The organism is Rhizobium sp. 768_B6_N1_8 (genome assembly GCF_051811225.1).
Classification (GTDB): Bacteria; Pseudomonadota; Alphaproteobacteria; order Rhizobiales; family Rhizobiaceae; genus Rhizobium.
Genome location: NZ_JBPWPV010000001.1, coordinates 3,700,181 through 3,726,406, shown reverse-complemented (window position 1 = coordinate 3,726,406; position 26,226 = coordinate 3,700,181). Strand labels below are relative to the sequence as shown.

General features: G+C 60.6%; 31 protein-coding genes. 12 read left to right on the top strand and 19 right to left on the bottom strand.

Features of this window, described 5'->3' with window-relative positions; translation table 11 throughout:
* The first annotated feature begins 168 nt into the window (after positions 1–168).
* Both AB8B33_RS19180 and pyk read left to right on the top strand, forming a co-directional pair.
* Complete coding sequence (locus AB8B33_RS19180) at positions 169–642, top strand: DUF1036 domain-containing protein (RefSeq protein WP_439016536.1); 474 nt, start codon at positions 169–171, stop codon at positions 640–642.
* The gene (gene pyk, locus AB8B33_RS19175) at positions 642–2,081 is read left to right on the top strand and encodes a pyruvate kinase (RefSeq protein WP_439016535.1); all 1,440 of its coding nucleotides are present in this window, start codon (positions 642–644) and stop codon (positions 2,079–2,081) included. The genes AB8B33_RS19180 and pyk overlap by 1 nt, the downstream gene beginning before the upstream one ends.
* Before the next feature lie 77 nt (positions 2,082–2,158).
* On the opposite strand, the gene AB8B33_RS19170 is transcribed toward pyk, so the two are convergent.
* Genes AB8B33_RS19170 through AB8B33_RS19160 form a run of 3 tightly spaced genes read right to left on the bottom strand, consistent with a single transcriptional unit; the run spans position 2,159 to position 3,521 of the window.
* Entirely contained in the window at positions 2,159–2,710 is a 552-nt protein-coding gene (locus AB8B33_RS19170) for a DUF4865 family protein (protein WP_439016534.1), read from the bottom strand.
* Positions 2,707–3,105 carry a cupin domain-containing protein gene (locus tag AB8B33_RS19165; protein ID WP_439016533.1) on the bottom strand — a complete coding sequence of 133 codons (399 nt, stop codon included), beginning with the start codon at positions 3,103–3,105 and terminating at the stop codon, positions 2,707–2,709. Before AB8B33_RS19165 ends, AB8B33_RS19170 begins: the two co-directional genes overlap by 4 nt.
* Entirely contained in the window at positions 3,102–3,521 is a 420-nt protein-coding gene (locus AB8B33_RS19160) for a tautomerase family protein (RefSeq protein ID WP_113320911.1), read from the bottom strand. The genes AB8B33_RS19165 and AB8B33_RS19160 overlap by 4 nt, the downstream gene beginning before the upstream one ends.
* A gap of 107 nt (positions 3,522–3,628) precedes the next feature.
* On the opposite strand from AB8B33_RS19160, the gene AB8B33_RS19155 reads away from it, so the two are divergent.
* Together AB8B33_RS19155 and AB8B33_RS19150 are read left to right on the top strand one after the other, a co-directional pair.
* Positions 3,629–4,561 (top strand): LysR substrate-binding domain-containing protein, encoded by a 933-nt coding sequence (locus tag AB8B33_RS19155; RefSeq protein WP_439016532.1) that lies wholly within the window; start codon positions 3,629–3,631, stop codon positions 4,559–4,561.
* A 227-nt stretch (positions 4,562–4,788) separates the two neighbouring features.
* Positions 4,789–5,595 (top strand): phytanoyl-CoA dioxygenase family protein, encoded by an 807-nt coding sequence (locus tag AB8B33_RS19150; RefSeq protein WP_113320910.1) that lies wholly within the window; start codon positions 4,789–4,791, stop codon positions 5,593–5,595.
* A gap of 38 nt (positions 5,596–5,633) precedes the next feature.
* Here the strand turns inward: AB8B33_RS19150 and AB8B33_RS19145 are convergent, their stop codons facing one another.
* Positions 5,634–6,578 carry a GlxA family transcriptional regulator gene (locus AB8B33_RS19145; protein WP_113320975.1) on the bottom strand — a complete coding sequence of 315 codons (945 nt, stop codon included), beginning with the start codon at positions 6,576–6,578 and terminating at the stop codon, positions 5,634–5,636.
* Positions 6,579–6,708: 130 nt separating this feature from the next.
* On the opposite strand from AB8B33_RS19145, the gene AB8B33_RS19140 reads away from it, so the two are divergent.
* Complete coding sequence (locus tag AB8B33_RS19140; protein ID WP_113320909.1) at positions 6,709–7,506, top strand: SDR family NAD(P)-dependent oxidoreductase; 798 nt, start codon at positions 6,709–6,711, stop codon at positions 7,504–7,506.
* Between the two features lie 54 nt (positions 7,507–7,560).
* On the opposite strand, the gene AB8B33_RS19135 is transcribed toward AB8B33_RS19140, so the two are convergent.
* The 3 genes from AB8B33_RS19135 to AB8B33_RS19125 form a co-directional block, all read right to left on the bottom strand.
* On the bottom strand, positions 7,561–8,589 hold the full coding sequence (locus AB8B33_RS19135) for an alpha/beta hydrolase family protein (protein ID WP_439016531.1): 1,029 nt from the start codon (positions 8,587–8,589) through the stop codon (positions 7,561–7,563).
* A gap of 132 nt (positions 8,590–8,721) precedes the next feature.
* Positions 8,722–9,696, bottom strand: a complete 975-nt coding sequence (locus tag AB8B33_RS19130) for a threonine ammonia-lyase (protein WP_439016530.1) — start codon at positions 9,694–9,696, stop codon at positions 8,722–8,724.
* A gap of 69 nt (positions 9,697–9,765) precedes the next feature.
* Positions 9,766–10,827 (bottom strand): helix-turn-helix domain-containing protein, encoded by a 1,062-nt coding sequence (locus AB8B33_RS19125; protein WP_439016529.1) that lies wholly within the window; start codon positions 10,825–10,827, stop codon positions 9,766–9,768.
* A 151-nt stretch (positions 10,828–10,978) separates the two neighbouring features.
* Here AB8B33_RS19125 and AB8B33_RS19120 point away from each other — a divergent pair, with 151 nt between their 5' ends.
* Positions 10,979–11,686 (top strand): hypothetical protein, encoded by a 708-nt coding sequence (locus AB8B33_RS19120; RefSeq protein ID WP_439016528.1) that lies wholly within the window; start codon positions 10,979–10,981, stop codon positions 11,684–11,686.
* An 8-nt stretch (positions 11,687–11,694) separates the two neighbouring features.
* Here the strand turns inward: AB8B33_RS19120 and ggt are convergent, their stop codons facing one another.
* Together ggt and AB8B33_RS19110 are read right to left on the bottom strand one after the other, a co-directional pair.
* On the bottom strand, positions 11,695–13,437 hold the full coding sequence (gene ggt, locus AB8B33_RS19115; protein ID WP_439016527.1) for a gamma-glutamyltransferase: 1,743 nt from the start codon (positions 13,435–13,437) through the stop codon (positions 11,695–11,697).
* Between the two features lie 62 nt (positions 13,438–13,499).
* Positions 13,500–14,354 carry a helix-turn-helix transcriptional regulator gene (locus AB8B33_RS19110; RefSeq protein ID WP_310383573.1) on the bottom strand — a complete coding sequence of 285 codons (855 nt, stop codon included), beginning with the start codon at positions 14,352–14,354 and terminating at the stop codon, positions 13,500–13,502.
* Between the two features lie 114 nt (positions 14,355–14,468).
* Here AB8B33_RS19110 and AB8B33_RS19105 point away from each other — a divergent pair, with 114 nt between their 5' ends.
* Positions 14,469–15,185 carry an SDR family oxidoreductase gene (locus AB8B33_RS19105; protein WP_439016526.1) on the top strand — a complete coding sequence of 239 codons (717 nt, stop codon included), beginning with the start codon at positions 14,469–14,471 and terminating at the stop codon, positions 15,183–15,185.
* Between the two features lie 4 nt (positions 15,186–15,189).
* Here AB8B33_RS19105 and AB8B33_RS19100 read toward each other — a convergent pair whose 3' ends face one another.
* Positions 15,190–15,555, bottom strand: coding sequence for a winged helix-turn-helix transcriptional regulator (locus AB8B33_RS19100; RefSeq protein ID WP_439016525.1), 366 nt, complete (start codon positions 15,553–15,555; stop codon positions 15,190–15,192).
* 106 nt (positions 15,556–15,661) lie between these two features.
* Between AB8B33_RS19100 and AB8B33_RS19095 the strand changes: the two genes are divergently transcribed.
* Positions 15,662–15,991 carry a nuclear transport factor 2 family protein gene (locus AB8B33_RS19095; RefSeq protein ID WP_439016524.1) on the top strand — a complete coding sequence of 110 codons (330 nt, stop codon included), beginning with the start codon at positions 15,662–15,664 and terminating at the stop codon, positions 15,989–15,991.
* On the top strand, positions 15,988–16,791 hold the full coding sequence (locus AB8B33_RS19090) for an SDR family oxidoreductase (RefSeq protein WP_439016523.1): 804 nt from the start codon (positions 15,988–15,990) through the stop codon (positions 16,789–16,791). The genes AB8B33_RS19095 and AB8B33_RS19090 overlap by 4 nt, the downstream gene beginning before the upstream one ends.
* Here AB8B33_RS19090 and AB8B33_RS19085 read toward each other — a convergent pair.
* The 6 genes from AB8B33_RS19085 to AB8B33_RS19060 form a co-directional block, all read right to left on the bottom strand.
* A complete protein-coding gene (locus AB8B33_RS19085) occupies positions 16,743–17,792 on the bottom strand; it encodes an alpha/beta fold hydrolase (protein WP_439016522.1) in 1,050 nt (349 codons plus the stop codon). The genes AB8B33_RS19090 and AB8B33_RS19085 overlap by 49 nt on opposite strands.
* A gap of 78 nt (positions 17,793–17,870) precedes the next feature.
* Entirely contained in the window at positions 17,871–18,488 is a 618-nt protein-coding gene (locus tag AB8B33_RS19080) for a hypothetical protein (protein WP_113181450.1), read from the bottom strand.
* 99 nt (positions 18,489–18,587) lie between these two features.
* A complete protein-coding gene (ykgO, locus tag AB8B33_RS19075; protein ID WP_007826467.1) occupies positions 18,588–18,713 on the bottom strand; it encodes a type B 50S ribosomal protein L36 in 126 nt (41 codons plus the stop codon).
* Between the two features lie 177 nt (positions 18,714–18,890).
* A complete protein-coding gene (locus AB8B33_RS19070) occupies positions 18,891–19,958 on the bottom strand; it encodes a 5-(carboxyamino)imidazole ribonucleotide synthase (protein ID WP_439017276.1) in 1,068 nt (355 codons plus the stop codon).
* Positions 19,955–20,449, bottom strand: coding sequence for a 5-(carboxyamino)imidazole ribonucleotide mutase (purE, locus tag AB8B33_RS19065; RefSeq protein ID WP_162728560.1), 495 nt, complete (start codon positions 20,447–20,449; stop codon positions 19,955–19,957). The genes AB8B33_RS19070 and purE overlap by 4 nt, the downstream gene beginning before the upstream one ends.
* A 16-nt stretch (positions 20,450–20,465) precedes the next feature.
* Positions 20,466–20,669 carry a YdcH family protein gene (locus AB8B33_RS19060; protein ID WP_007826473.1) on the bottom strand — a complete coding sequence of 68 codons (204 nt, stop codon included), beginning with the start codon at positions 20,667–20,669 and terminating at the stop codon, positions 20,466–20,468.
* 230 nt (positions 20,670–20,899) lie between these two features.
* On the opposite strand from AB8B33_RS19060, the gene AB8B33_RS19055 reads away from it, so the two are divergent.
* Positions 20,900–21,073 (top strand): YdcH family protein, encoded by a 174-nt coding sequence (locus AB8B33_RS19055; protein ID WP_007826474.1) that lies wholly within the window; start codon positions 20,900–20,902, stop codon positions 21,071–21,073.
* Between the two features lie 154 nt (positions 21,074–21,227).
* On the opposite strand, the gene AB8B33_RS19050 is transcribed toward AB8B33_RS19055, so the two are convergent.
* Both AB8B33_RS19050 and AB8B33_RS19045 read right to left on the bottom strand, forming a co-directional pair.
* Complete coding sequence (locus AB8B33_RS19050; protein ID WP_025669780.1) at positions 21,228–21,488, bottom strand: ArsR/SmtB family transcription factor; 261 nt, start codon at positions 21,486–21,488, stop codon at positions 21,228–21,230.
* A 65-nt stretch (positions 21,489–21,553) separates the two neighbouring features.
* Entirely contained in the window at positions 21,554–22,318 is a 765-nt protein-coding gene (locus tag AB8B33_RS19045; RefSeq protein WP_439016521.1) for a sulfite exporter TauE/SafE family protein, read from the bottom strand.
* Between the two features lie 108 nt (positions 22,319–22,426).
* On the opposite strand from AB8B33_RS19045, the gene AB8B33_RS19040 reads away from it, so the two are divergent.
* Together AB8B33_RS19040 and AB8B33_RS19035 are read left to right on the top strand one after the other, a co-directional pair.
* On the top strand, positions 22,427–23,080 hold the full coding sequence (locus AB8B33_RS19040; RefSeq protein WP_439016520.1) for a thiamine phosphate synthase: 654 nt from the start codon (positions 22,427–22,429) through the stop codon (positions 23,078–23,080).
* Positions 23,081–23,090: 10 nt separating this feature from the next.
* Positions 23,091–24,170, top strand: coding sequence for a tetratricopeptide repeat protein (locus AB8B33_RS19035; protein WP_113320895.1), 1,080 nt, complete (start codon positions 23,091–23,093; stop codon positions 24,168–24,170).
* Positions 24,171–24,182: 12 nt separating this feature from the next.
* On the opposite strand, the gene AB8B33_RS19030 is transcribed toward AB8B33_RS19035, so the two are convergent.
* Entirely contained in the window at positions 24,183–25,928 is a 1,746-nt protein-coding gene (locus AB8B33_RS19030) for a chemotaxis protein (protein WP_439016519.1), read from the bottom strand.
* Positions 25,929–26,226 lie beyond the last annotated feature (298 nt).

Genomic DNA, 26,226 nt, shown 5'->3' with positions numbered 1-26,226 from the left:
TGCGCGTTCGGCCGGTTCAAGCGTGATGGGCGGACCAACGCGACAAGATGCGCCCGATCGGCGGTTATGAAAGGAAATATAATCGATTAGCATTGCGTTGACTTTCGCCTGATGGCGGCGCAAGAAGACACGGATAACGAATAACCGTGGAGCTATTTGGGAGCCGTGTTGATCCAAGCCGCGCCAAGTTTCCTCACGCGGTCCGGGCCGCTGGTCCGTCTCGCATTGTTCGCTCTTGCAGCCGTCTCGCCGTTCTTCATTGCCGATGCCGCGCGCGCGGATTTCCGTGTATGCAACGGTACGCAAAATCTGGTTGGCGTTGCGATCGGATATAGGGCGAAGGGTGGCTGGGTCACGGAGGGTTGGTGGCAGGTGCCGGCAACGACCTGCGCCACGCTGATCGAGGGAGAGTTACAGTCGCGTTATTATTACCTCTACGCAGAAGACGCCGCCCGGGGAGGCCGATGGACGGGTGACGTGCAGATGTGCGTGGCGGAAAACGAATTCAAGATCACGGGTGTGCAGGACTGCTACGCCCGGGGTTATCAGAAAATGGGATTCAAGGAATATGATACGGGCCGCCAGGGAAGCTGGATGGTTCAACTCTCCGACACCCCAGGGACGCAAGAAAGCCAGAATTGATGAAGCGTAACCGCAAAGTTAAAATCCTCGCCACCCTCGGCCCCGCCTCCTCCGAGGAGTCGATGATCGAGAAGCTGCACCAGGCGGGTGCTGATATCTTCCGCATCAATATGAGCCATGCGAGCCATGACGTGATGCGCACGCTCGTGCAGCGCATTCGCGCCGTCGAAGCCCGCTCGGGTCGGCCGATCGGTATTCTGGCCGACCTGCAAGGTCCGAAGCTTCGCGTCGGGAAGTTTGCCGATGTTAAGGTCGAGCTGAAGCCCGGCCAGACATTTACGCTCGACAACAACGATACCCCCGGCGACAACACCCGCGTGTTCCTGCCGCATCCTGAAATTCTCGAAGCCGTGCAGCGGGGCCATCGCCTGCTGATCGACGACGGAAAACTGGCTCTCCGCGCAGAAAAGTGCGACGGCAAGAGCATCGTCACGACCGTCATCGCCGGTACCAGCATTTCCGACCGCAAGGGCGTCAGCCTGCCCGATACGCTGCTTGGCGTTGGCGCGCTGACCGACAAGGACCGTGTCGACCTCGACGCCGTTCTCGCGACCGACGATGTCGACTGGGTGGCGCTTTCCTTCGTCCAGCGTCCCGACGACCTTGCTGAAGTGCGCAAGATCGCCCGTGGCCGCGTCGGCATTATGTCGAAGATCGAGAAGCCGCAGGCGCTGGAACGCATCGAAGAAATCATCGAGCTTTCCGACGCACTGATGGTCGCCCGCGGCGATCTCGGCGTTGAAATGCCGCTCGAAGCCGTTCCGGGTATCCAGAAGCAGCTCATCCGCTCCTGCCGCCGTTCGGGCAAGCCTGTCATCGTCGCCACGCAGATGCTGGAATCGATGATCTCCTCGCCGGTTCCGACACGTGCCGAAGTTTCGGACGTTTCGATCGCCGTCTTCGAAGGCGCGGATGCAATCATGCTGTCGGCCGAATCGGCTTCCGGCGCTTATCCGGTCGAAGCCGTCTCGATGATGGCCTCGATTGCGAGCACCGTGGAGAAGGATCCGCACTATCCGGGCATCATCTACGCGCAGCGCGCCCAGCCGGAAGCAACCGGCGCCGACGCCATCTCGCTTGCCGCCCGCCAGATCGCCGAGACGCTGAAGCTGTCGGCTATCGTCTGTTACACGTCTTCCGGCACAACTGGCCTGCGCGCCTCGCGTGAGCGTCCGCAGGTGCCGATCATCGCTCTGTCGCCGATCATCAAGACCGCGCGCCGTCTGTCCGTCGTCTGGGGCATGCATTGCGTCGTCACGCATGACGCGACCGACCTCGACGACATGGTCAACCGCGCCTGCCGCATCGTTGCTGCAGAAGGTTTCGGCAAGCCGGGCGATCGCATCATCATCTCCGCTGGCGTGCCGCTCGGCACACCGGGCGCAACCAACATGCTGCGTATCGCCTATATCGGCTCCGACGGCCAGAGTGGCATCTGATCGCTTTCAGGCCTGAAAAAACAAAGCGCTCCTCGAAAGAGGGGCGCTTTTTGCTTTTCGATTCTGCCTTTGGTGCCTTAGCCGCGGGAGAGGTGACCGACGTGATAGATCTGGTTGGTGCCTGACGCGGGCGGGGATTCCGCGCCGAGGCCAAAACGGACCATCGTCCAGTCATGCGGGTCAAAGGCGGTAATGCGGGCGAGCAGATGTTTGCCACCGGCTTCCTGCTTTGCCAGATCAACCTCTTGCTGCCGCAAGTCGGGCAGAGAGACATGCGGTTGGATAGGGAGGTGTTCGCTGTAAGCAAAGCGGGCTTTGGCGAGGTCCGGTGAGACATGCGCATGCCAGACGATCCAATGGCGAATGCGCGGCCGGCCGAAGGCGTCCGTCAGCGCGGCAAAGCCGGGACCGCAGATGAAGTTGCTGGCGCCCTCCGGCTGATCCCAGAGATAAAAGGGCGAGTACAGATTTTCCCGGCTGCCGAATTCACCGCGGCGAACGCTCAGAAAAGCCTTGAAACCGAGGTGGGGGAAGCCGTCCATCGCCGGCCCCTTGTCGCGGATGCGGCGATCGATGATCTGCATGTCGTAATCTGCCGGCAAGGTGAAGGAATATTGCATGGCCATCATGGCTGTGTCTCCTCAGACCAGTCGACGAAGCGTCCCTTCTCAAAACCCTGGATGCTAAGATATCCGAAAGGGCTGTCAGTTGTTGCCCCGTGCCAGTGAAGCTCGTCCGGGGCGAACCATATTGCATCGCCGGTTCTGACTTCCTCGACGGGTTCACCCTCCCGCTGCACGACACCGACACCGGAGAGGACATAAAGAAGCTGGCCGCGCGGATGCGTATGCCAGTGTGTGACCGTGCCGGGATCGAGGGTTGCGCGCATGGCGGTGTTCTCGCCATCGATCTCACTGTCGAGCAGGATTTCGACCCAGAAGGGTGCATTCGAAATGCCTTCGGGAGAACGGACCGCACTGCCGGGACGGCGGATCGTCATCGTCCTCGGATTGGCGGTGTTCATGCCGGAACTCCCCTGGCGCGCGCTTCCCATCCGGGTTCGGCCATCTGCGCCAAGCCGTCGCCGAAGGACCATTCGTCCGGTTCGCTGGTCGAGATGACGATCATCACGTCTTCGGGACGCAAGCCGGGCGATTGTTGGAGCAATTCGACGGTTCGGCGGAAGAGAGCCTTGCGCATTTCCGTTGTGCGCGGCTTGCCGGTCGTGATCGAAATCAGCACGAAATCATCCGAGCGCGGACCGGCAAGGTAATTGCGATCGAAGATCAGTTCGCCCGGCTCATGCTGGTGGATGATCTGGAAGCGGTCGGCCGGCGGCACATTGAAGGTCTCGACCATGGCCTTGTGGATATTGTCCGAGAGCGCACGCAGATAGTCCGGCGATTTGCCCTTCAGAAGGGAAATGCGAGCGAATGGCATTGGATGCCTCCTTGTTCTTTGTCTTGACAGGAGAAGCATGCCACGACACCATGGTGCGGAAAATCAGAATTTTATGGATGAATTATCCTGAAAATCGGGATCGTGAAATGCGACGGATTACATTCGACCTGGATGTGCTCAGGACATTCGCGACCGGCATGGATCTCGGCAATTTCGCCAGGGCGGCGGATCGCCTGGGGCGCTCGACCTCGGCGGTCAGCGCACAGCTTAAGAAGCTGGAGGAGCAGGCTGGCACGCCGATTTTCCGCAAATCCGGGCGCGGACTGGCGCTGACGGAAGCCGGAGAGACGATGCTTGCCTACGCCCGGCGATTGCTCGATCTGAACGACGAGGCAGTCGCTGCGGTGCAGAGTGTCGAGCTGGAAGGCTGGGTGCGGCTCGGCCTGCAGGAGGACTTCGGTGAGAATTTGCTACCCGAGGTGCTCGGACGCTTTGCTCGGGCGCATCCGAAGGTGCGGATCGAAGCGCGTGTGGTGCGCAATGCCGAGCTTCTGGAACGGGTGACGACGGGGAAGCTCGATCTTGCGCTCGCCTGGAGCACCGGCACTTTGACCGCCCATTGCGAGTATATTGCCGATGTGCCGATGCGCTGGATTGGCCCGGCGAATGGCTTGCCGGCATGGGCGGCTGGAGGCGGCGAACCGATGCCGCTTGCCTCGCTCGAGGCGCCCTGCCTGCTCAGGAATGCCGCGACGAAAGTGCTGGACGAGGCGGGTATCTCCTGGCGGCTGTCTTTCGTCAGTCCAAGCCTCGGCGGCCTCTGGGCGGCAACCGCTGCAGGACTGGGTATTACGGTGCGCACGCCTATAGGGCTGCCTGCCAAGGTGCGGATGCTGACGTCAGGCGAAGCCGGCCTGCCGGAACTGCCGAAGCTGGGGCTGGTCTTGCATCGAGCGGAAGCGGAGCCGGATGCTGCAACGAGCCGGCTGGCGGAACTGGTGCTGCAGTCGGTGCACGAGGCAGTGCGAGATATTTCTATTCCATCCGATCAGGAGAAGGCGCTGCGAAGATTCGGGTGAAGTGTTGACCCTCCCCTTGGAAGCCAGTAGCCTCCCATCGCTATGAAAATGATCGCTCTCAATATCGCTACGGTCTTCTTCTTGAGCCTCTAAGGCTCTGCCCTCGGGCAAAGGAAGATGCGGCCGCTTCACCAGCCTGCTGACTGGGTCCGTTGCCGTGAACTGTAACCACCCTGCATTCGGCCGATGGACAATGCCGGCAGGGTTTGGCGATAGAGACATATTTCATGACATCTACTGGTTACCCGCCGGCGCTCAGCGCCGTGCAGATCGAGCAATTCATCGAAGACGGCTTCGTGCGGATCGATGATGCTTTTCCCCGGGATGTGGCCGCGAAGGCCCGCGACATCATGTGGCGGGACATTCCCTTCGATGCCGATGATCCGAAAAGCTGGGTGCGGCCGGTCGTCCGGCTTGCTGGTTATGGCGGCGGGCCGTTCGAGACGGCGGTCAACACGCCCCTGCTGCATTCGGCTTTCGATCAGCTCGTCGGCAAAGGACGCTGGGAACCACGCAGCGGTCTTGGCAGCTTCCCGGTCCGCTTCCCGCACCCGGACGATCCCTGCGATGCCGGCTGGCATGTGGACCTGAGCTTTCCGGGGGACGAAGGCGACCCGAATGAACAGCGGGATTTTTCCGTCTGGCGGGTGAACATCACCTCGCGCGGACGGGCACTCCTGATGCTCTTCCTGTTCTCTGATGTCGGGGAGAACGATGCGCCGACGCGTATCCGGGTCGGGTCGCACAAGGATATCGCGAAGCTACTGGAGCCGGCTGGCGAAGCCGGCATGGCGCATCTGTGGCTGGAGCATGTCGGTGAGGAGAGGCCGCTTGCTCTTGCAACGGGGCAGGCGGGCACGGTCTATCTGTGCCACCCGTTCCTGATCCATGCCGCGCAGACGCATCGCGGCAAGGAACCGCGCTTCATGGCGCAGCCGGGCCTTGCGCCTTCAGAACCCTTGCGGCTTACGCGTGAGGACGGCGCCTACTCGCCTGTCGAGATTGCCATCCGTAGGGCGCTTCAACAAGGCTAGGACAGAGAAGATGCATCCGGCTTTGCCGGGTGCGTGCATCACGCCAGCAGTTCCTGCTGTGCCGCCCGGCGAATCGCTTGTGGCGGCTGGCCAAAAGCCCGCAGGAAGGCGCGTCGCATGCGCTCGCGATCGGCAAAGCCGGTCTCGCGGGCGACGACCTCGATCGGATGGCGGCCCTGCTCCATCATCAGGCGGGCCGCCTCCAGCCGCAGGTTCTCGACTGCTTTAGCGGGGGACTGACCTGTTTCGGCGCGGAAGGTACGACTGAACTGGCGGGGGCTCAGATGTGCAGCCTCGGCCAGTTCCTCGACCGAGAGGGTGGATTTCAGATTGCTGCGGGCATGCGCAAGCGCCTTCTGGATGCGGTCGGATTTCGGCTCCAGTTCCAGAAGGGCGGAAAACTGCGACTGGCCGCCGGCGCGACGATGATAGACGACCAGCTTGCGGGCAACAGCGCGGGCGATCTCCAGGCCATGATCTTTCTCGACCATGGCCAGAGCCAGATCGACACCCGCCGTCATACCTGCCGAGGTCCAGACGGAACCGTCGATGATGTAGATGCGGTCCTCTTCCATCCTGATTTCAGGGTAACGGCTCTGCAGTTCGCGGGCGCGATACCAGTGGGTCGTGGCGCGGCGGCCATCAAGAACGCCGGCATCGGCAAGCAGGAAGGCGCCGGTACAGATCGAGGCGAGGCGGCGGACAGCGGGGAGGGCGGCGCGAATGAAATCCGCCTCGGCTTCGTTGGGCAGCTTGATGTCAGGCGCGCCGGCGACGATCAGTGTGTCGAAACCGGGATCGCCGAAGGCTTCCGTTTCGACGATCATGCCCAGCGAATTGGCGATGGGACCGCCGGTCTCCGAGAGATAATGGATGTCATAGACTTTCTCGCCGATCTCGAGATTGGCGAATTCGAAGGCCGAGACGGCGGCAAGGCTCATGATCTGGAAACCGGGAAAAAGCAGGAAGCCGATTTGCTGCATGGTCATCATGTCCTGAAAAGTGGATGTCTTAAAAGGTGGTATATATGACATTTGGGACATCGGCAATCGGGCGTAAAACTCTCCGCAAGCGCAAGGCAATCGGGCTGGCGCACGAAATGGAGAAACGATCATGGCACAAGAACATAAGGGTACGGCGCTGGTCACAGGCGCCTCTTCGGGCATCGGCGCGATCTATGCACACCGGCTGGCGAAACAGGGCTACAATCTCATCCTCGTCGCCCGCAACGGTGATCGGCTGAAGGCACTGGCAAGCCGGCTGACCGATGAGACGGGCCGGACCGTAGAGACGCTGTCCGCCGATCTCGGCAAGAAGGACGATCTTGCCAAGGTCGAGAAGGTGCTGAAGGAAGATCAGAGCATTACCCTGCTCGTCAACAATGCCGGCTTCGGCGGCACGGCGCCGCTGCTCGCGTCCGACGTCGACAAGATGCAGGAAATGATCGAGCTCAACGTGACGGCATTGACGCGGCTGACCTATGCTGCGGTTCCAGGTCTCGTTGCCCGCGGTGGCGGCACAATCATCAACATTGCCTCGATCGTCGCAATCGCGCCCGAGGTCCTGAACGGTGTCTATGGCGGTAGCAAAGCCTTCGTGCTCGCCTTCAGCCAGTCGCTGAAGCACGAGCTTGCCGACAAGAATATTCGCGTTCAAGTCGTGCTGCCGGGTGCCACGGCTACCGAATTCTGGGGCATTGCCGGCACGCCGGTCGAGCACCTGCCGGGCGAGATCGTCATGTCGGCGGAAAACATGGTCGATGCCTCGCTGGCAGGTCTCGCCGAGGGAGAATTTGCGACGATCCCGGCGCTTGAAGATGCCGGCTTGCTTGCTGCCTATGAACAGGCCCGCCAGGCGCTGATGCCAAACCTGTCGCGTTCGGCTCCGGCTGCGCGCTACAAGATCGCCTGAAGACGATCGATGGCGAAGACATCGTCCGCGGCAGGTCGCTGCGGACGATGTTTTCTATTGGGGGAGATCCGTGCGGAAGGCCGCTGCGATATTCTCAGCGAGGCGATCGTGGATCGTGGCCCTGCTCGTTCCCTCGGGATCGTCACAGAGAGGTTCTTCACCTTCTTCCTGAAGGATCGCAGCGCCTCCCGGCTTGCATTCGCTGAAGGCACCATATTGCGAAGTATCGCCCAGGAGATCGTAGCGCGCGTTGGGTATAGTGTCCTTAAGGCCTGATATCCGCAGCCCAGGCCAGATGGTCGCCGGCGTGCCGAGATTGATAAGGCGGACCGGGATCGATATGCGCTTGAGGCTTTCGGGTGTGAAACTGGCGCCGAATTCAGGATCGATGACGACGACCGCCTTCACCCGCGTGTCTAGATGAGAGCGGCTGAGTTGCTGTCTGTCGACGGAGTGGAGATCGATACCGGCTCTGGCGAACTCGGCGCAGTCTACGCCGGTGCCATTGGGACCGCAGGAACGCGCAAAGCTTTCCGGATCCAGGCTGCCGCCCGCAAGCGAAAGTGCGGATGTTCCGCCGATGAGGAAGCCCAGCACGCCGATACGGTTTCGGTCTATCTTTGCAGGTAGTGTGCTGTCCTTCTCGATCGCGGTCAGGGCGGCTGAGAGATCGGCGGGCCGCAGCCAAATTTCATGAATGCTCTCCTCGCTCGTCATTGTCTGCGGATCCGGCTGGCGCATCGTTGCCACCACGAAGCCTTTCGAAGCGAGGCGCGACGCCATCCAGGCGCCGATGAAAGGGCCGGATTTCAGACCGCCATGCGAAAGCAGGATCAGCGGAAAATCGCCGGCAGCGGCCGGTGCGTCCCGTTGCGCGGTCTCGCCTTTGAAAAGCGGACTGTCTCCGATCAGGATGGGCGTTCCGCCTGCTAAGGCCGGATACCAGAGTGAGATCTCCATGGTGCCGTGGCGTTCGGACACCGGAACCGAAAGAAAGGACAGACCGACAGGGTCGGCCGCATGTGCCGGAGTGTTGACAGCAAGAAGGCAGGCCGACAGCAGCAGGGTGAGAAGATGTCTCATGGAAACCTCGGAACGAAGACCGCCATATGGCGGCGAGACGAGGTTTTCGCTGTTTTTCAGGTGAGCGAGACCCCGATCATGATCGAGGTCGTCGCCGATCGCGATCAGGGTCTTCGAGAGCGTTGTCGAGCGTTAGCCGAAGCGTTCGAGTGCAGTGATGAACACGTCGGCGTCGATATTGCCGCCGGAGGTGACGACGACGGCCGTGTCGCTCTCCAGCTGGTCGCCATGGAAGAGTGCGGCGGCAAGAGCGACGGCTCCGCCCGGCTCGACGACGATCTTGAGGCGGGTGAAGGCGAGGGCTACGGCGCGCAACGCCTCATCATCTGTCACTACAATACCCTGTCCGGCCAGACGCTTGAGGATCGGGAAGGTGATGTTGCCCGGTTGCGGCGTGACGATCGCATCGCAGATCGACCCGCTCATGGTGGCATTGCGCTCGATCTTGCCCGATGCAAGCGATCGCGTGGTGTCGTCGAAATTTTCCGGTTCGCAGGGACGGACACGGAAGCCCGGCGCACTCGCTTCCAATGCCAGGGCGATGCCCGAACTCAGGCCGCCGCCACCGCAGGGAACGAGGACTTCGGCATTCCTGACGCCTTCCTCCTCCGCCTGTTCGGCGATTTCCAGCCCAGTCGTGCCCTGGCCGGCAATGACCAGCGGTTCGTCGAAAGGCTTGATGAGCGTCAGTCCGCGTTCGGCCGAAAGTCTCGCGCCGATCTCGTCGCGGTCTTCATTGGCGCGGTCATAGAGCATCACTTCGGCGCCGAAGGCGCGCGTATTGGCAATCTTCAGCTTCGGCGCATCGCTTGGCATGATGATGACGGAGGGAACGCCGTGCATGCGTGCGGCCAGCGCAACACCCTGGGCATGATTGCCGGAAGAGAATGCGATGACGCCCTTCTTGCGCAGTTCCGGATCGATGCCCGAGACGGCAGACCAGCCGCCGCGGAACTTGAAGGAGCCGGAATGCTGCAGGCATTCGGCCTTCACGAGCACCCGCCGGCCGGCGATTTCATCGAGGAAGGGGGAGGAGAGAAGCGGCGTGCGCCGCGCATGTCCGCGCAGGCGGGCCCTGGCGGCAACGATCATTTCAATGGAGGCCATGGGAATCTCTTCTGCTTTAATGCCGCTCATGCATAGAGCGCGCATCTTTGCTTGTGAACGGCGACTTTGTCACGGTGACATGAATATGACATTGGACGCGGCGCCACCCGATTCCCGCGGGACGCGCCGCTTTCTGAATTGTGTGGGGTTTTCGCCGTTCATGCGCGCGAATTCGCGATTGAAATTGGACTTGCTGATGAAGCCGGAGTCGAACATCACCTGCGTTATCGGATGATCGGTGCCGACCAACTGCTCGCAGGCGGCGCGGATACGGAAGTCGTTCACATATTGCGAGACGCTCATGCCGTGGATGCGGTTGACGGCCGTGGAGACGCGCCGGGCCGGGAGATTCATCTTGCGGGCAATGCGGGTGAGATTGAGATCGGGATCGCGATAGAGCTGACGGGCGCGCATCAGCGTGTCGAGGGCAGCGGCGACGGCACCGTCTTCTTCCGTTGCCGGTGGTGGCGGCGGTAGCTCCGCGGAGGTCGCTTCTGCACTGCTGCCGCCACTTGCTACCGAAGCGGCGGTGCCGAGGATCAGGAGAGCAATGACATTGCCGAGTGCGACGATGGCGCCCGCATGAATGCCGCCGGTCTTGGTGAAATCGAAGCTGATGATGACGTCGGTGACGGCGGAGGCGATGAGGGCAAAGCCGGTTATCTGCAGCGAACGATAGGACAGCACTGCACCGTCGAGGCGGGAGGATACGAGAACATCAGGTCCATGCCGGGCAAGCCAGAGCAGCGCGCCGCCATAGAAGAGGAAGATCAGAATGATGGCGAGGCTAATCGGCTCTGGATAGAGTGCGATCAAGACTGCGATTGCGGCTGTCGGCAGAAGATGTGGCCAGAAACGGGAAAGGGTGGGTTGCTCTTCCACAGCAAGCCCCTTGAAGCAGACCCAGGCGATGGCCGCGATTGTTGTCGCGATCAACGATTGAATCGGCATGATCGCGATGACGTCGTAACCCCAGCGGATGCCGATCACTATGGACTGGAGGATGTAGAACCCGATCAACAATAGGAAAGGCCGCTTTTCGGCAAGCGCCCCATCTCCCTGCCGCAGCATGCGGATCAGCAGGATGGCAAGCAGCAGAGCCACGACGAAGGGCAAGGGAACGAAGATCATCGGCGATATCCGGTAGCAACAACGATCCTCAGAATGAACCCGATTGCGTTCGCGGTCGACCCGGATCGTGATCGAGGTCTCGAAATAGGGGCTGAAAATCCATTCCTGAAAGTGTCCTCGACGGGAGGGCTTCATTCATGGACGGATTCCGATGATCATTCTTCTTGTGATGCCGGTGCTTCTGGTAGTTTCTGCGGCCGCTCCGCCGGACAAGGTATCGACAACTGCAATTCCCGATCTTTCCGGCGTGCGTGCGATTGCCATCAGTGGTGACGCAAGCTCGATCAACATCACCACGCGAAGCGACCAGTCCTATGGCGCATCGCTCAGCGGGCGACGGAAGGGCTGGTTCTCGTCCTGGTATTCAAGTTGGTATTTTGCCGATTGCCGCGACAATAGCGCCATGCGGGTGGAAGGCACAGTTTTGCATATCGATATCGCCGCATCGTCGTGGCTGGACCCGTCAGATTGCATGATCGAGGTCAATGCCAATGTGCCTGCTGGTGCTGCTCTCCGGATCGATCAGAGCGCTTTCACGGCGAGGCTCACTGGGCATTTTTCCGAGCTTGCGATTGCCGGAAAGGCGGCCGACATCACATTGGACGGCCATGCTGGGGGCATCGATATTCGCGCAGACGCCTTGCGGGCTTCCCTCGATTTCGACAGGGTCGAAGCGGACGAGAGAGTATCGATCCGCGCTCGTGCTCTCGATGCCTATCTTGGTTTCGGAGACAACGCGTCGGTCGATTACAAGGTGACGGCAAAGGCTTCCTGGGTCGATGCCCTGAAGCCAAGCGTGTCGGGCGCGATGCCACGCGTCGAGATCGATGGCGATTTCGTTCGGGTCAGGATCCGCTAAGCGGCTGTTCAATAACCGTTGGCTGAGCCTTCGGTCGCGCGGTTGTCCATTGCGCCGTTGTAGCGGGCGCCGCCGCCCTTCTGGATGGCTGCAAGGCTCTTGCCACCGACGAGAATACCGGCGGCCTGCCCCCAGACCGGTGCATCATTTCCGCCATCAAGCTTGTAGCCCATTGCGGCGAGCGCCTTTTCGGTATCCGGCGAGAGCGCAAAAGGCTCCAGGTAGACGGTGTCCGGCTGCCACTGATGATGGACGCGCGGTGCGTTGACCGCCTGGCTGATGTTCATGCCGAAATCGACGACGTTGAGGATTGCTTCCAGGGTGATCGTAATGATGCGCGAACCGCCGGGGCTGCCGATCACCATGAAGGGCTTGCCATCCTTGGTGACGATCGTCGGACTCATGGAAGAAAGCGGCGTCTTCTTCGGCGCGATGGCATTGGCCTCGCCCTGTACGAGGCCATAGAGATTCGGCACGCCGGGCTTGGAGGTGAAGTCGTCCATCTCGTTGTTGAGGAGCACGCCGGTGCCGGGTGCAACGACGCCAGCGCCGAAGGAGCCGTTCAGCGTATAGGTCACGGCGACTGCATTGCCCTCGTCGTCGATGATCGAATAATGGGTCGTCTCGGTGCTTTCCTTGCCGCCCAGCGGCTTCAGATTGGCCGAGGTGCCGGCCCTGTACGGATCGATCTTGGCACGAATTGACGCCGCATAACTTCTGTCCAGCAGTTTGGAGACGGGATTGTCGATGAAGTCAGGGTCGCCGAGTGCGGCGTTGCGGTCCACATAGGCATAACGCATGGCCTCGACCATGATGTGAACGGTTTCTGCCGATCCGTAGCCGAGATAAGAAAGCGGATAGCCTTCGAGGACGTTCAAGATCTCGCAGATGATGACGCCGCCGGAGGAGGGCGGCGGCGAGGAAATGATGTCATAGCCGCGGTAATTGCACTCGATCGGCTTCAGTTCCCGCACCTTGTACTGCTCGAAATCCTCCTTGGCGAGAATGCCGCCCTTGGCCTGGCTGGCATTGACGATTGCCTCGGCAGGCGCACCTTTGTAGAACGCATCGGGGCCTTTTTCGGAGATGGATTGCAGGACAGCCGCAAGATCCGGCTGCACCAGCTTTTCGCCCGACGCATAGGGGCTGCCACCGGCCTTCAGGAAGATTTTGGCGGCCTCTTCATCCTTGGCGAGCCGTTTGGCGCTGGTCGCGAAAGTGGCTGCATCGCCCTGTTCGAGCGTAAAGCCTTCCTTCGCATATTTTAAAGCTGGGGCGATCAGTTCTTCACGCTTCCTGGTACCGTATTTCTCGCGGGCTGTCTCAAAGCCCATGACCGAACCTGGTGTGCCGACGGCGAGATAACCATCGAGACTGGCGCGTGGGACAATGTCGCCTTTAGCATCGAGATACATGGTCTTGGTTGCCGCAAGCGGTGCGCGTTCGCGGAAATCAAGGAAGGTTGTTTTTCCATCCTTCATCCGGATCGTCATGAACCCACCGCCGCCAAGATTACCGGCCGTCGGATAGACGACGGCCAGCGCGTAGCCCACCGCGACCGCGGCATCGACGGCATTACCGCCGCTCTTCAAGACATCGACGCCGACATCGGTTGCCAGATGCTGGGCGGTGACGACCATGCCATGCTCAGCTTCGACGGGTGCCGGCGAGGCGGCAAAAGCCGGCAATGGGGCGAGGCAAAGCGAAATGGCGGCGAGAATAGCGACGGATTGTCTGGGAAGGCGATCCATGAATTTCCCCTCAAAGGACGGCGATGGGAAAGATATGGCGTCGCTTCTGCGGCAGGCAATGATCAGGCAAGAAGCTCGGCGAGTTTCCTGTTCGTGTCGTGCTCGTCGAGAGGCGTGTAGACGATCAGCTTCATATCCGGCTGGCTCATCAGCGCAAGGCCCGTATGTTCAAAGGACATCAGGCCCTTGACCGGATGGTTCAGGCGCTTCACGCCGGTGAGCGGAGCCACGACCTCATGGCGTGGCCACCAGGCGCGGAATTCCGGACTTGCCTGCTGGAGCAGACCGATGAGCCGCTCGAAATCAGGGTCGCCGGCATAGCGGGCGCTGTCGGCGCGGAACATGGCGAGCGAGACGCGGGCGACTGCCTCCCAGTCGACCAGCAGGCTGCGATGGAAATCATCGGCAAACAGCCGGTGCATGGTGTTGCGCTCGTCCGGCCCCAGCCGGTCATACCCGCCGAAGAGTAGGTCGGCGGCACGGTTCCAGGCCAGCACGTCCCAGCGGCGACCCAGCACATAGGCCGGCTGGTGGGTCAGATTATCCAGCATTCGGCGCAGCGGCTCATCGACCACTTCCGGCGCGGACGAAAGCGGCTGCGGCGACTGGCGGCTATTCAGGGTGAAGAGATGCTGGCGTTCGGCCTCATCAAGGCGAAGCGCATCCGCAAGCGCGTTCAGCACCTGCGGGGAGGGGCGGATGTCGCGCCCCTGTTCCAGCCAGGTGTACCAGGTGGTGCCGACACCGGCGATCATGGCGAGCTCTTCGCGCCTGAGCCCCGGCGTGCGGCGGCGAAAACCGTCGGGCAGGCCGACATCGGCCGGGCGGAGGCGCTCACGGCGCGAGCGCAGGAAGGCCGCGAATTCGCGACGGCGGGCTTCGAACGTGTCCAGCTTCTGATCCATGGCGACGATCATATCAGTATCGATACCAGGATAAAATCAGGCCTGTTTGCGATTTTGGGACTCCGCAAGATGAGAGCACTCCCGGCAATGAAAGCCGGAAGTTTGATCATCCAAAGGAGTATTCTCATGTCATTGCAGCACGCAGTCGTTATCGGCGGCTCTTCGGGTATCGGCCTTGCCTCGGCGAGACTGCTTCTGGAACAAGGATTTCGGGTCACCATCGCTGCGCGGGACGAGGCGAAGCTCAAGGCATCGGCTGATCATCTTTCCGGCGAGATCGGAATGATTGCCATCGATGCCCGAGATCCCGCCACCGTGAAGCAGGCCTTCGAGAGTCTCGGATCCTTCGATCATCTCGTGCTGGCGCTGGGCAGCGGCCATGGCGCCGGTCCCTTCGCGACGCTTGACATGGCCGACCTGGTTGCCGGCTTCCAGACGAAGCTCATCCCGCATGCGGCGACGGCGCAGGCGGCTCTGCCGTTCCTGCGGCCAGACGGCAGCATTACTTTCGTGTCCGCCGTGAGTGCGCAGGCCGCGATGCCGGGAACTGCAGGCCTTGCCGCCATCAATGCGGGGATCGAGGCGATGGTGCGGGTGCTTGCTGCCGAGTTGAAGCCACTGCGCGTGAATGGCGTTTCGCCTGGTGTGATCGATACGCCGTGGTGGGATTTCCTGCCAGCCGAACAGCGTCAGGCAGTGTTCCAGGATTTTGCCGGGCGCACGCCGGTCGGTCGCATCGGCCAGCCCGATGATGTCGCCAAGGCCGTCGCTTTCCTGGTCTCGAACGGCTTCGTGAGCGGTCACGTCCTGACCTGCGATGGTGGCATTCACCTCGCGGCTTGAACGCTCAGACAGTACCGTCGACGGCTTCCTCGGGTGCGAAAACCATGCCGGTCAGGTCCTTGTCCCTCAGGGTCGCCCATTTCAGCAGGGCGTCCAAAGCGGGGCAAAGGGCCTGACCCCAATCCGTCAGGCGATATTCCACCTTGGGCGGCACCTGATGATGGACGATGCGCAGCACGATACCGTCGTTTTCCATCTGGCGGAGCTGCTGGATCAGCATCTTTTGCGAGATGGCGGGAATGGCGCGTTCGAGATCGGAAAAGCGCAGCACCTTGCCGCCGAAGAGGTGGAAAAGAATGATGAGCTTCCATCGCCCTTCCAGAATCTTCAGCACGTTTTCGACGCCGGTCGCTGCGGAATAGGGTGTCATCGCAGTACCTTACTTTCAGGTAAGTACCTGACTTTTTTGTAGGTTCTTGTCATCTGGTAAGCCTATGCCCATTCTTTTCGCGAAGCAACCGAAGAGGAGTTTCCGAATGAGTATCGAGCTTCCGAAACCGCTGGCCGCCTATTACGCCGCCAAGAATCAGAAGGATATCGACGGCATGCTTGCCTGCTTTGCGGCAGATGCCAGCGTGCGCGATGAGGGCGACGACAGGCGCGGTCATGTCGACATCCGCGAATGGATGGAGGAGACGACGCGCAAATATGGTGTGACGGTCGATGCCAGGGAGATTTCCGGCGACGCAGACAAGCCGGTTGTGGCTGCGCTGGTCTCCGGGAATTTTCCGGGTAGCCCTGTCACACTATACTATCACTTCACGCTTGCCGGCGGCATAATCACGCATCTGGAGATCAGTGCATGACTGTCGTATCGGCATTTTCGTTCGATCCGAACGAGTTCATCGGCAAGCGTGTTCTTGTCACAGGCGGCACGAAGGGCATGGGTGAAGCGATCGTGCGGCGACTTTCCGCAGCCGGCGCACGGGTCGCGACGACCGCACGTTCGCCGCTGCCCGAGGGGCAGGTGCCGGCGCTCTTCATTCAGGCAGATATCGGCACGGCGGAAGGCGTGAATAGCGTCGCGTCGAGGGCGCTGGAGGTCTTCGGCGGTCTCGATATTCTGGTCAACAATGTCGGCGGTTCATCGGCACCAAGCGGCGGTTTTGCGGCGCTGACGGATGCGCATTGGCAGGCGGATATCAATGCCAATCTGCTCGCGCCGGTGCGGCTCGACAGGGCATTCCTGCCCGGCATGATCGAGCGCGGCCATGGCGTCATCATCCATATTTCCTCGATCCAGAGGCGGCTGCCGCTTTATGAAGCCACACTTGCCTATGCGGCGGCCAAGGCAGGATTGTCGAATTACAGCAAGGGATTGTCGAAAGAGGTCGGGCCGAAGGGCGTTCGGGTGAATACGATCGCGCCGGGCTTCATCGAGACCACGGCTGCCACCGCCCTGATCCGGCGCATCGCTGATGAGGCCGGTACCGACGAAGATGGTGGCCGCAGGCTGCTGATGGAATCGCTGGGCGGCATACCGATCGGCCGGCCGGGCCGCCCGGAAGAGGTGGCGGAGCTCGTGGCCTTCCTGGTCTCGCCCCGCGCCGCCTCCATTCACGGTGCGGAATATACGATCGACGGCGGTACCGTTCCGACCGTCTGATTGATGGAAGAGCCGGCAAGCCGCTCTTCCGCCTTGCGGGCAATCGCTGCAAGGTCATGCGGCTTGCCGGCAATCTTCTCCATGGCGGCAATAGCGACGTCGGTCGCAAGATAGTCAGGCTTGTGGCCGACGCCCCTGACCATGATAAGTTCCGACCCCTTGATATCCCGCGCCAATCCGCGCGAATGCAGATGCTCCCAGACGATCTCGTCCTTGTCACCGGTGATGATGACGGTTGGCGCTGATATTTCGGAATAGTGTGGCGCGTTGGCCGTCAGATATTCATGGAGCCGTTTGAAGTCTGTGGCGTTGTTGTAAAAGGCGCGCGGCCGCAGCACCAACGACGGACCAGTCTTGGCCACGTAATCGAGAGGCCGGGGATTGGGATGAAAGACGTTCAGCGTGCCGCGTTCCAGCCGCCGCAGGCCGAGGGGCACGACGACCGCATGATTGAAGAGCCAGCCGACAAGCGGTGTTGTCGCGACATGATAATACCAGTCGATGCCGCCTGGCCATGGATGGGAGGCCGGCGCGAGGAATAACAGGCCGGCTGTCTTGTCGGGATGGCGGACAGCGAAGGCCGCAGCGATTGCGCCGCCGAAGGAATGGCCGATGATAACAGCCTTTTCGATGCCGCGCTTTTCCATCAGCTTGGCAATGGCATCGGCCTGGCCTGAGGGCAGCGCGTTTTCCGACCCGCCACGTTCCGAGTAGCCGTGACCGGGTCGATCGACGAAGAGCATCTCGGCGCGGCCCTCCAGTGGTTCACGGAAGGCGCCGGTCTGGTCGAGCAAATTGCCGCTTGCTCCGTGAATGAAGACCAGGGGCGGAAGATCGGCGGTGTCGGGGCGCGGAACATGCACGGCATTCAAGCTATAGCCGCCGATATCGGTCAGTTCGCCGATATTGGGATAGGCGTGTTCGAACTGGCGGGCCTTGTAGGAGGAATAGCCGATGGCGGCGGCGATGGAGGCGAGGAGGGCAGAGAATTCGGCAAGCATGGCACTAACCGCACAGTGACGATATCATTGAGCTAAGATTGTGCGCCTTCCTACGCCGTCAAGTGCGCGCCGGATCTGTCAGGTGCGGCTGCCGGCAAGCTTTTCCGAGAGCGTGCTGACCTGCTCCTGCGCGGTGCGATCGGCGGGGTAGACATCCAGAACGCGCTCCCAGGCCTTGAGGGTAATCTGATCATTGCCCGTGGTGGCAAGGATAGCCGCCATGCCTGACAGGGCGCCGAAATGGCGGGGCTCGATCTTCAGCACCTGTTCGATGTCGGCCATCGATTTGCGATAGTTGCCGAGCACGAAGTTCAGCGTTGCACGACGGTTCCAGCTTTCGGCATAGGTGGGCTTCAGGGCGATGGCTTCATCGAGAAAATCGAGCGCTGCCGGATTGCGCTTTTCCTCGATCGCCTTGTCGGCCCATTGCATCAGGAGATTGATCGTCGCGCTGTTGGAATCGTTCCATTCCATGCGGATCTGATTGGCGATGCTGCTTGCCTTGTCGGGGTCGCGCTCACGCTTCAGCTGCCCATAGAGCTGGTCGAGACGTTGCTTTGGAGACGAATCGGAATCAGCCGGCTGTTCGACGATAACGTCCTTCTGCTGAGCCATAGCGGGAAGAGCAGGAGCGAACAGGGTGAGGGCAAGCGGCAGCGCCGCTGAGGTCAAGGCAAAAAAGCGCATGGCGGACATATTAGCCCGCCATCGCTGAAGATCAAACAAATTTGGCGTGATCACCGAAGCGACCAACCGATATGCCCGCCTGAGGGCAGGCAAACCGGATACGCGCAATCAGCCCTGACGAGCCTTGTAGCGCGGGTTCTGCTTGTTGATGATGTAGATGCGGCCCTTGCGGCGAACGAGACGGTTGTCACGATGACGCGCCTTGAGCGACTTGAGCGAATTCTTGATCTTCATTTTTCTGATCCGCGATGTTTCTGGGGGAATTCACATTCGCCCGTGTCTTTTAACAATCAAAAGCGCGCCGGCTGGGCGCGCTCTTTAGGTGGGGGAGCAGATAACCCGACCTCCGCCTTGTGTCAACCACGTGAAGGCTTTTTTCCGTGGGTTTCAGGTGCCGGCCGGGCAAACGGCTCAGCAGGCTTTGCCCGTCAGCGTCGTCACGTGGCCCATCTTCCGGCCGGCGCGCGCCTCGGTCTTGCCGTAGAGGTGCACCAGCGTGTCGTCACGCTTCAGCCAGTCCGGAACGGCAAGGATATCGTCACCGATCAGGTTCTGCATCACGCAATCGGAATGGCGGCGCGGATTGCCGAGCGGCAGGCCGGCGACGGCACGGATATGCTGCTCGAATTGCGAGACGATGCAGGCGGCTTCCGTCCAGTGGCCGGAATTGTGTACGCGCGGCGCCATCTCGTTGGCGATCAGGCTGCCATCGGCCAGCACGAAGAACTCAATGCCGATGACGCCGACATAATCGAGCGCGGTGAGAATCTGTTCGGCAGCCTTGCGCGCCGCATCGGCGGTGGCGGCGGAGATTGTCGCCGGAATCGTCGACGTATGCAGGATGCCGTTGCGGTGCACGTTTTCGGCCGGGTCGAAACAGAGCACAGTGCCGTCGGTGGCGCGGGCGGCGATGATCGAGACCTCGCGTTCGAAGGCGACGAAGCTTTCGAGGATGAGCGGCACCGAGCCTAGTTCCGCATAGGCGCCCTCAGCACTGTCGGTTGCTGACCGGAAGACCTTCTGGCCCTTACCGTCATAACCGAGGCGGCGGGTCTTGAGTACGCCCTGGCTGCCGAAATCCGCTAGCGCCGAATCGAGATCGGCCTGACTGTCGATGGCATGGAAACGAGCCGTCGGGATGCCGCAACCATTGATGAAGCGCTTTTCGACCAGCCGGTCCTGCGCAGCTTCCAATGCCCTCGGCGGCGGATAGACGGGCACTCTCTTTGCCAGCATTTCGGCAGCGGCGACGGGCACGTTCTCGAATTCGTAGGTTATGACATCGCAGAGCCCAGTCAGTTCGGCGAGCGCTGATGGGTCATCATAGGCGGCGACGATCTGCTGGTTGGCGAGCTGAGCGGCAGGGCTGTCGGCCTGCGGCTCCAATATGATTGTGCGGAAGTTCAGCCGGGCTGCGGCCATGCCAAGCATGCGGCCGAGCTGGCCGCCGCCGATGATGCCTATTGTCCTGACCATCAGAGATCGTCCATCGGATATTCGGCGACGGAGGCGCTCTGGCGCTCGCGCCATTCGTCGAGGCGCTCTGCGATTTCCTCGTCCGAGAGGGCAAGGACTGCCGCAGCAAGAAGTGCTGCATTGATCGCGCCGGCCTTGCCGATGGCAAGCGTGCCGACGGGGATGCCGCCCGGCATCTGGACGATGGACAGCAGGCTGTCCTGGCCGGACATTGTCTTTGACTGCACGGGCACGCCGAAGACCGGCAGCGGCGTCATTGCCGCCGTCATGCCCGGAAGGTGCGCCGCGCCGCCTGCGCCTGCGATGATGATCTTGAAGCCTTCGGCACGTGCGCCCTTGGCGAAGGTTACGAGCCGGTCGGGTGTGCGATGAGCCGAGATAATGCGCGCATCATACTCGATTTCCAGCGCCTCCAGCGTATCGGCAGCATTCTTCATGGTTTCCCAGTCGGACTGGCTGCCCATGATAATGGCGACTGGTGGTCTGTCTGTCATCGTCACAATCGTTCCTTCAGGCGATGATATCAGGGATGATCTGGTCTTCTAATTTGGAGAGCTTGTCCTTGATGACCAGCTTCTTCTTCTTCATGCGCTGGATGCGCAGGGCATCGCAGCCCGTCTCAATCATGGCGTTGATCGCGGCGTCGTAATCCTCGTGCTCCTGGCGCAGACGCGCCACCATGAGCCTGATTTCCGCCTGTTCCTGATCGGCCATTTATATTCCCCATAGTCGTCTTCGGACCTTGTCCGGTCTGCCGATAATTTCCGCAAGCTCCTATCACCAAATAGAGGTAACGGGAAGTTAGTGTTGATCATGAATTTGCCGCTTAGTCTCCATCTTTTGGCCTTCGACAAGCCTTTAAAAATGTGTCACAGTCCGCTGGTTGACACCTTGGATCTCCAGCAATGGATGGCTGGGGAAGGGTAAGAGGAAGGAAGGGTCAAATGACTGTTCAAGCTCATCTTGAATCGCTCCAGAAAAAGCATGTCGCTCTCGAGGAGGAGTTGCATGCCCTGAGAACATCTCCCTCTATTTCCGATACTGAACTTGCCGAATGCAAGCGCCGTAAGTTGCGCATCAAGGACGAGATCGAGCGTCTCAAGTCATCCGTCCATTGATCTTTCCAGGCTATCGCCGGACATCTGTCTTGTGAAAGAAAAGGTAAATTCCCCAATTTTCTAGACCATCAAGCAAGACCCGGTGAATAACCGAAATCAAGCGCCAGTCCCTTGCATGCGGCATCGGGCTGGCGTTTTTACGATGAGGGGCGCCTTAGGCCCAGAACTGATCCAGCCAGAGATTGAGCTTGTCGAAGCCACGGTTATTGACCGTGTAAATGCGCTTCGTTCCTTCCGAGGTCACGGAAACGAGGTTGCTTTCGAGCAGCGCTTTCAGGTGTTGCGACACGGCAGGACGACTGATCGGCAGGCCCTCGGCAAGCTCATTGACCGTCTTCGGCGCGCGCCGCAATTCCTCCAGCAAGAACCGCCGGTTCGGATCGGCAATCGCAGCGAAGGGGTCCGTGTTCGACATCACAAAAAGCTACGTCAAACAGGCCTTTGCAGCAAGGAAATTGTGCATCGCAACGGAACACAACCCTATTCGAGCAAGCCTTCGCGCAGGATCAGGAAAGCAGCGATCAGCGCCATGGCATACATGAAGGGGTAGAATATCTGCGGCTTCATGCGCCGCACACACCATGCACCGGCAATCGTTGCCAGCGGGGCGAAGGGCAAGAGCGTGGCAGAGGCCAGAAGGTTGCGGGTGTCGAGCTGGCCGAGCGCAAAATACGGAACGAGCTTTACAGCGTTCAGAATGGCGAAGAAGCGCACGCTGGTGCCGGTGAATTCGCGTGGCGGCAGCTTGAGCGGCAGGGCGTAGACCTGGAAAGGCGCGCCGCCGGCATGGGCAACGAAGCTGCCGTAACCGGAAAACGTGCCCCAAAGGCTTGCCAGCACCGGGCGCTGAGGTCGTGGCGGGATGACTATACCTTTGCCGGGGCCGAAATTGTTCCAGAAATAACGCAGACAGAAAGCAACGGTGACGGCGCCGATGAGAATGCGCAGCATGCTGCCCGGCACGAGAGCAGAGGTGGCCCAGCCGAAAGCAATGCCGAGAAGGGCGCCAGGCAGCATGATCTTCAGCGTCGTCCAGTCGCCGTGCTGGCGCCAGATGACCAGCGATATCATGTCCATGAAGACGAGGATGGGGAGCAGGATCGCGGCGGCTTCGACGGGTGCTACGACGAGGGCGAGAAAGGGAAGGCCGATCAGCGACAAAGCGTCGCCCATCCCGCCTTTGGCAAGCCCGACAAGAATGACAGCCGGGATTGCGGCGTAGTAGAATGACAGATCTTGCGGCATGCTTTTGAAGTTCCTCCCCTTGCAAGCCCCCTCTATCGGAATTACTCACTCAAAACGAGTGCGGATCCGCCATAGAGCAGGAAAAACCGCCGCAGATGGAAAGACTTCATGACCGAACCGGAAAACCGCTGCCGCCTTGTTCTCGTTGTGCCTGATATCGCCGATGCCGATGAAAGGGCGAAGATCGTTGCCGATGCGTTGAAGGGCGGCGATGTTGCGTCCGTTATCCTGCCGCAATACGGTCTCGATGACGGCAGCTTCCAGAAACACGCTGAAAAGCTCGTGCCCATCATTCAGGACGCCGGTGCCGCGGCGCTGATTGCCGGCGACAGCCGCGTCGTCGGTCGTTCGAAGGCCGATGGCCTGCACATCGCCGGACCGGCAAGCGAGATTGCCGATGCGATCGATCGTTATGCCGACAAGCTGATTGTCGGTGGCGGCAATGCCGCCGACCGGCATACAGCGCTCGCAGTCGGCGAGGAGCGGCCCGACTATATCTTCTTCGGCAAGCTCGACGGCGACATCAAGCCGGAGGCGCATCCGAAGAACCTGGCGCTTGCCGAGTGGTGGGCGTCGATGATCGAAATCCCGTGCATCGTCATGGGCGGCACTGATCCGGCTTCCGCGCTTGCCGTTGCGGAGACTGGGGCCGAGTTTGTGGCGATGCGCATGGGCGTGTTTGCCGAGCCGGCTCAGACGCCCTCGATCGTGGCTCAGATCAATGCCTTGCTTGACGAAAAAGCGCCACGGTTTGAGGATTGATATCGCGCCTATGCCGATCCCCGCCCGCTTTTCGAGATGCGCTCTCCTTTGTATGACCGTCTTGCTGGCGGTCCGGCCGGAATTTGCGCCGGCGCAGGCAAATGAGGCGACTACCGAGCCCTCGGCGACACCCAGCCAGACATTCCGTACCGACCGAGCGCAGCCGCAGGGTATTGTGCCGTCTGATGGTGTCGGGGTTTTCGATCGCATGGGCGCGAAGCTGCCCGACCTGCCACCTGAAAAGGAATATAAGGGTCAAATCGACGAGGCGTTCGGCGCCTATCAGCGTGGCTATTATCTGACCGCTATGGACAAGGCGCTGCCACGGGCGCAACTCGGCGATCCAGCGGCCCAGACCCTGATCGCCGAAATCCTGTCGCAGGGCCTCGGCGTTAAGCGGGACATGAAGAACGCTGCCTTCTGGTACGGCAAGGCGGCGGAGGGCGGCGATCCGACTGCCATGTTCAAATATGCGTTGCTCCTCATGGAGGGCAATAACGTCACGCGCGACAAGGCGAAGGCCGACGAATATATGCGCAAGGCGGCCGATGCCGGAAATTCATCCGCAGAATTCAATTGGGCGCAGACGCTCGTTGCCGACAATCCCGGCGACAAGGGATTGAAACTTGCCCTGCCTTATTATGAAAAGGCGGGGGAGCAGGGCATCGCAGACGCGCAATATGCGGTAGCGCAGATCTATCAGCAGGTACCAGACCTGCCCGAAGACAAGAAGCAGCTGGCCCGCGAGTGGATGGCGCGCGCGGCGCGAGCGGGCTTCGATACGGCCCAACTCGACATGGGTATCTGGCTGGTCAACGGCGTCGGCGGGCCGAAGGATTACGTGCGCGGCTTCGAATGGCTGAAGATTGCCGCCAATAGGGGCAATGTCGCTGCACAAAACAAGCTCGCGCATCTCTACATCAATGCGATCGGTACGGCGCCAGATCCGGTCGAGGCTGCCAAATGGTATGTCCTGTCGCGGCGGGCAGGGTTGAGCGACCCGTCGCTCGAGGATTTCTATCTCGGCATCGAGGACGACCAGCAGAAGGCGGCGATTGAAGCGGCGAACAAGTTCCGCCGCATCAACTAACCCGCGGTCTTTCTAGAAAAGGGCGTCCTCGAACAGATCCTCGTCGCTCTGGGCCTTGGCGGGCTCAGCAGGAGCCGCTGCGGTTGTTTCCTCAGTGGCGGGAATGATGTCACGATGGACATTGCGTTCCTGTACCATGGTGTAGAGCTTGAAGATCCTGCGGTCGAGCGGGGCGATTGCTTCGGCAATGTCGGAAATATCGGCGATCTGGTCGCCGGCCACGGTTTCCAGCACGTCGGCGCAGCGGGCGAGCACGTCGCCGAGATCATGCTGGAAATCGAGCTTGCCGATCAGCAGGTTGATCTTGGTCGCGACCTCGCGGCCATGTTCGGCAAGTACCTTGAGCTCGTCTTCCATCAGGTTGGCCGCAGCGCGGATCGTGCCGACGGCCGAGGTGAGGCTTTCGGCAAGGCCGCCATTCTTGGCGCCGGCGGCAGGGGCGACACGTCCGGCCGAGGCTTCGAGCGCCGGCAGGCCATTGACGATGGCATCGGCGGAATCATCGAGCTTGCCGGCAAAGATACGCAACTCGGCGGTGACGACGTTGATCGACTTGCCTTCTTCACCGAGACGGCTGCAGCGCAGGTTGGTATTCAGCGCCATATAGTGGATATCGGTCTTGACCGCGCGGATCGCCTCAATGGACTGCAGAAGCGTTGCAGCCGTGCCGAGCGTCGACTGACTGACCTGGTCGGCTTGACGGCTTGCCGTATCGACCTGCTTGACGATCTCGTGGGCAGTAGAGACGCTTGATTCCAGCGCACGCATGAAATTGCCGCCGCTGCCGTCGCTCTGACCGCTCATCTGGTCGCGCAATCTCAGAATTTGCTGCGTATCCTGGCTGAAGCTCGCGATGGTCTTTACGACATTGCGGGAATCCCGTTGGAAGTCGGTGCAGATGTCTGCCATCTGCGCGGCCGTCAGGTGGTGAATGACGTTCTGCAGCCGCTTGTGCGCATCGCCATCAAGCTTGGCGCCGTCTTCGCTCGCGAAGAAATCCTCCAGCAGCGAGAAGGTGTTCTGCACATGCTCGATGCGCTGACGGGTGATATCACCGATCTGCAGCGCCGAAAGCGTAGATGCGACCTTGCCCTGTACGCCGCGAGCGATGGCGCCTACGTCTCGGGCGATGGTGCCGAGGTTCTGGCGGTGATCGGCAATCTTCTTTGCGTCGTCCTTAAGCGCCCTGGCGACGGCAGGAACCGTGTCGGCATAGCTTTTGGAGAGACTGTTGCCAAAGGAGAGGGCGAGCTTAACCTCCTTCTGCAGGCTGTCGAGATGGGTGGCGAAGCGATTGACTTCGTCCGTCCCCGAATAGATGCGCTCGAGGATTTCCTGGGCGAAGCCCGCGAATTCGGCGAGGCCGGCACCCGTTATCTTTACCGTGACCGCGAAGGTGCGCAGGTAGCGCATCGTTTCCTGCATATCCGCGACATGCCGGTGTAGTTCCGAGCCGGTCTGGGCAAGTGCCGCCAGAGCCTGCTGGCGGTTTTCCTCAGCGCCAGGAAGCTCGATCAGATTCTGGACGGTTGCATTGAGATCGGCGCTGGTGTCACTCGCCTCATTGTTGTCCAGCGCCTTGGTGATCTGGTCCAGTGACGTCAACAGACGATTGAGGACATCCATCACGGACAGCAGGACGGTGCCACCTTCGAGGAAGCGTTCCTCGACCTGGGTGCGGGCCGATTCCAGGGTACGGCTGATATCCGAACCTGATGCGTAGTGCGCAGTCTGTGCCGATGCCGTCGCGTTTGTCACTTTTGTACCTTTACTTATAAACACAGGCAATTTGACTCTATTTTTACGGGCAGGATGGAAACGGCAGGTAAACGCCACAGACTCGTAAACGTTGTGATTAACAACCTATGAAGGCATTCGGCAAGAATTGATAGGTTCTGCGGCGGGTCCAGCTTATCTATCTGTTTTTTCGTGGTATTTTACCATATGAGAAAGCTTCAGTATAAGTTATCCTGGATGATAATTCAGGGAGTCCAGACTCGCGGTAATTGCACTTTCCTACAACCGCCGTTTACGCACTGTTAAGCCTGTCATGAGA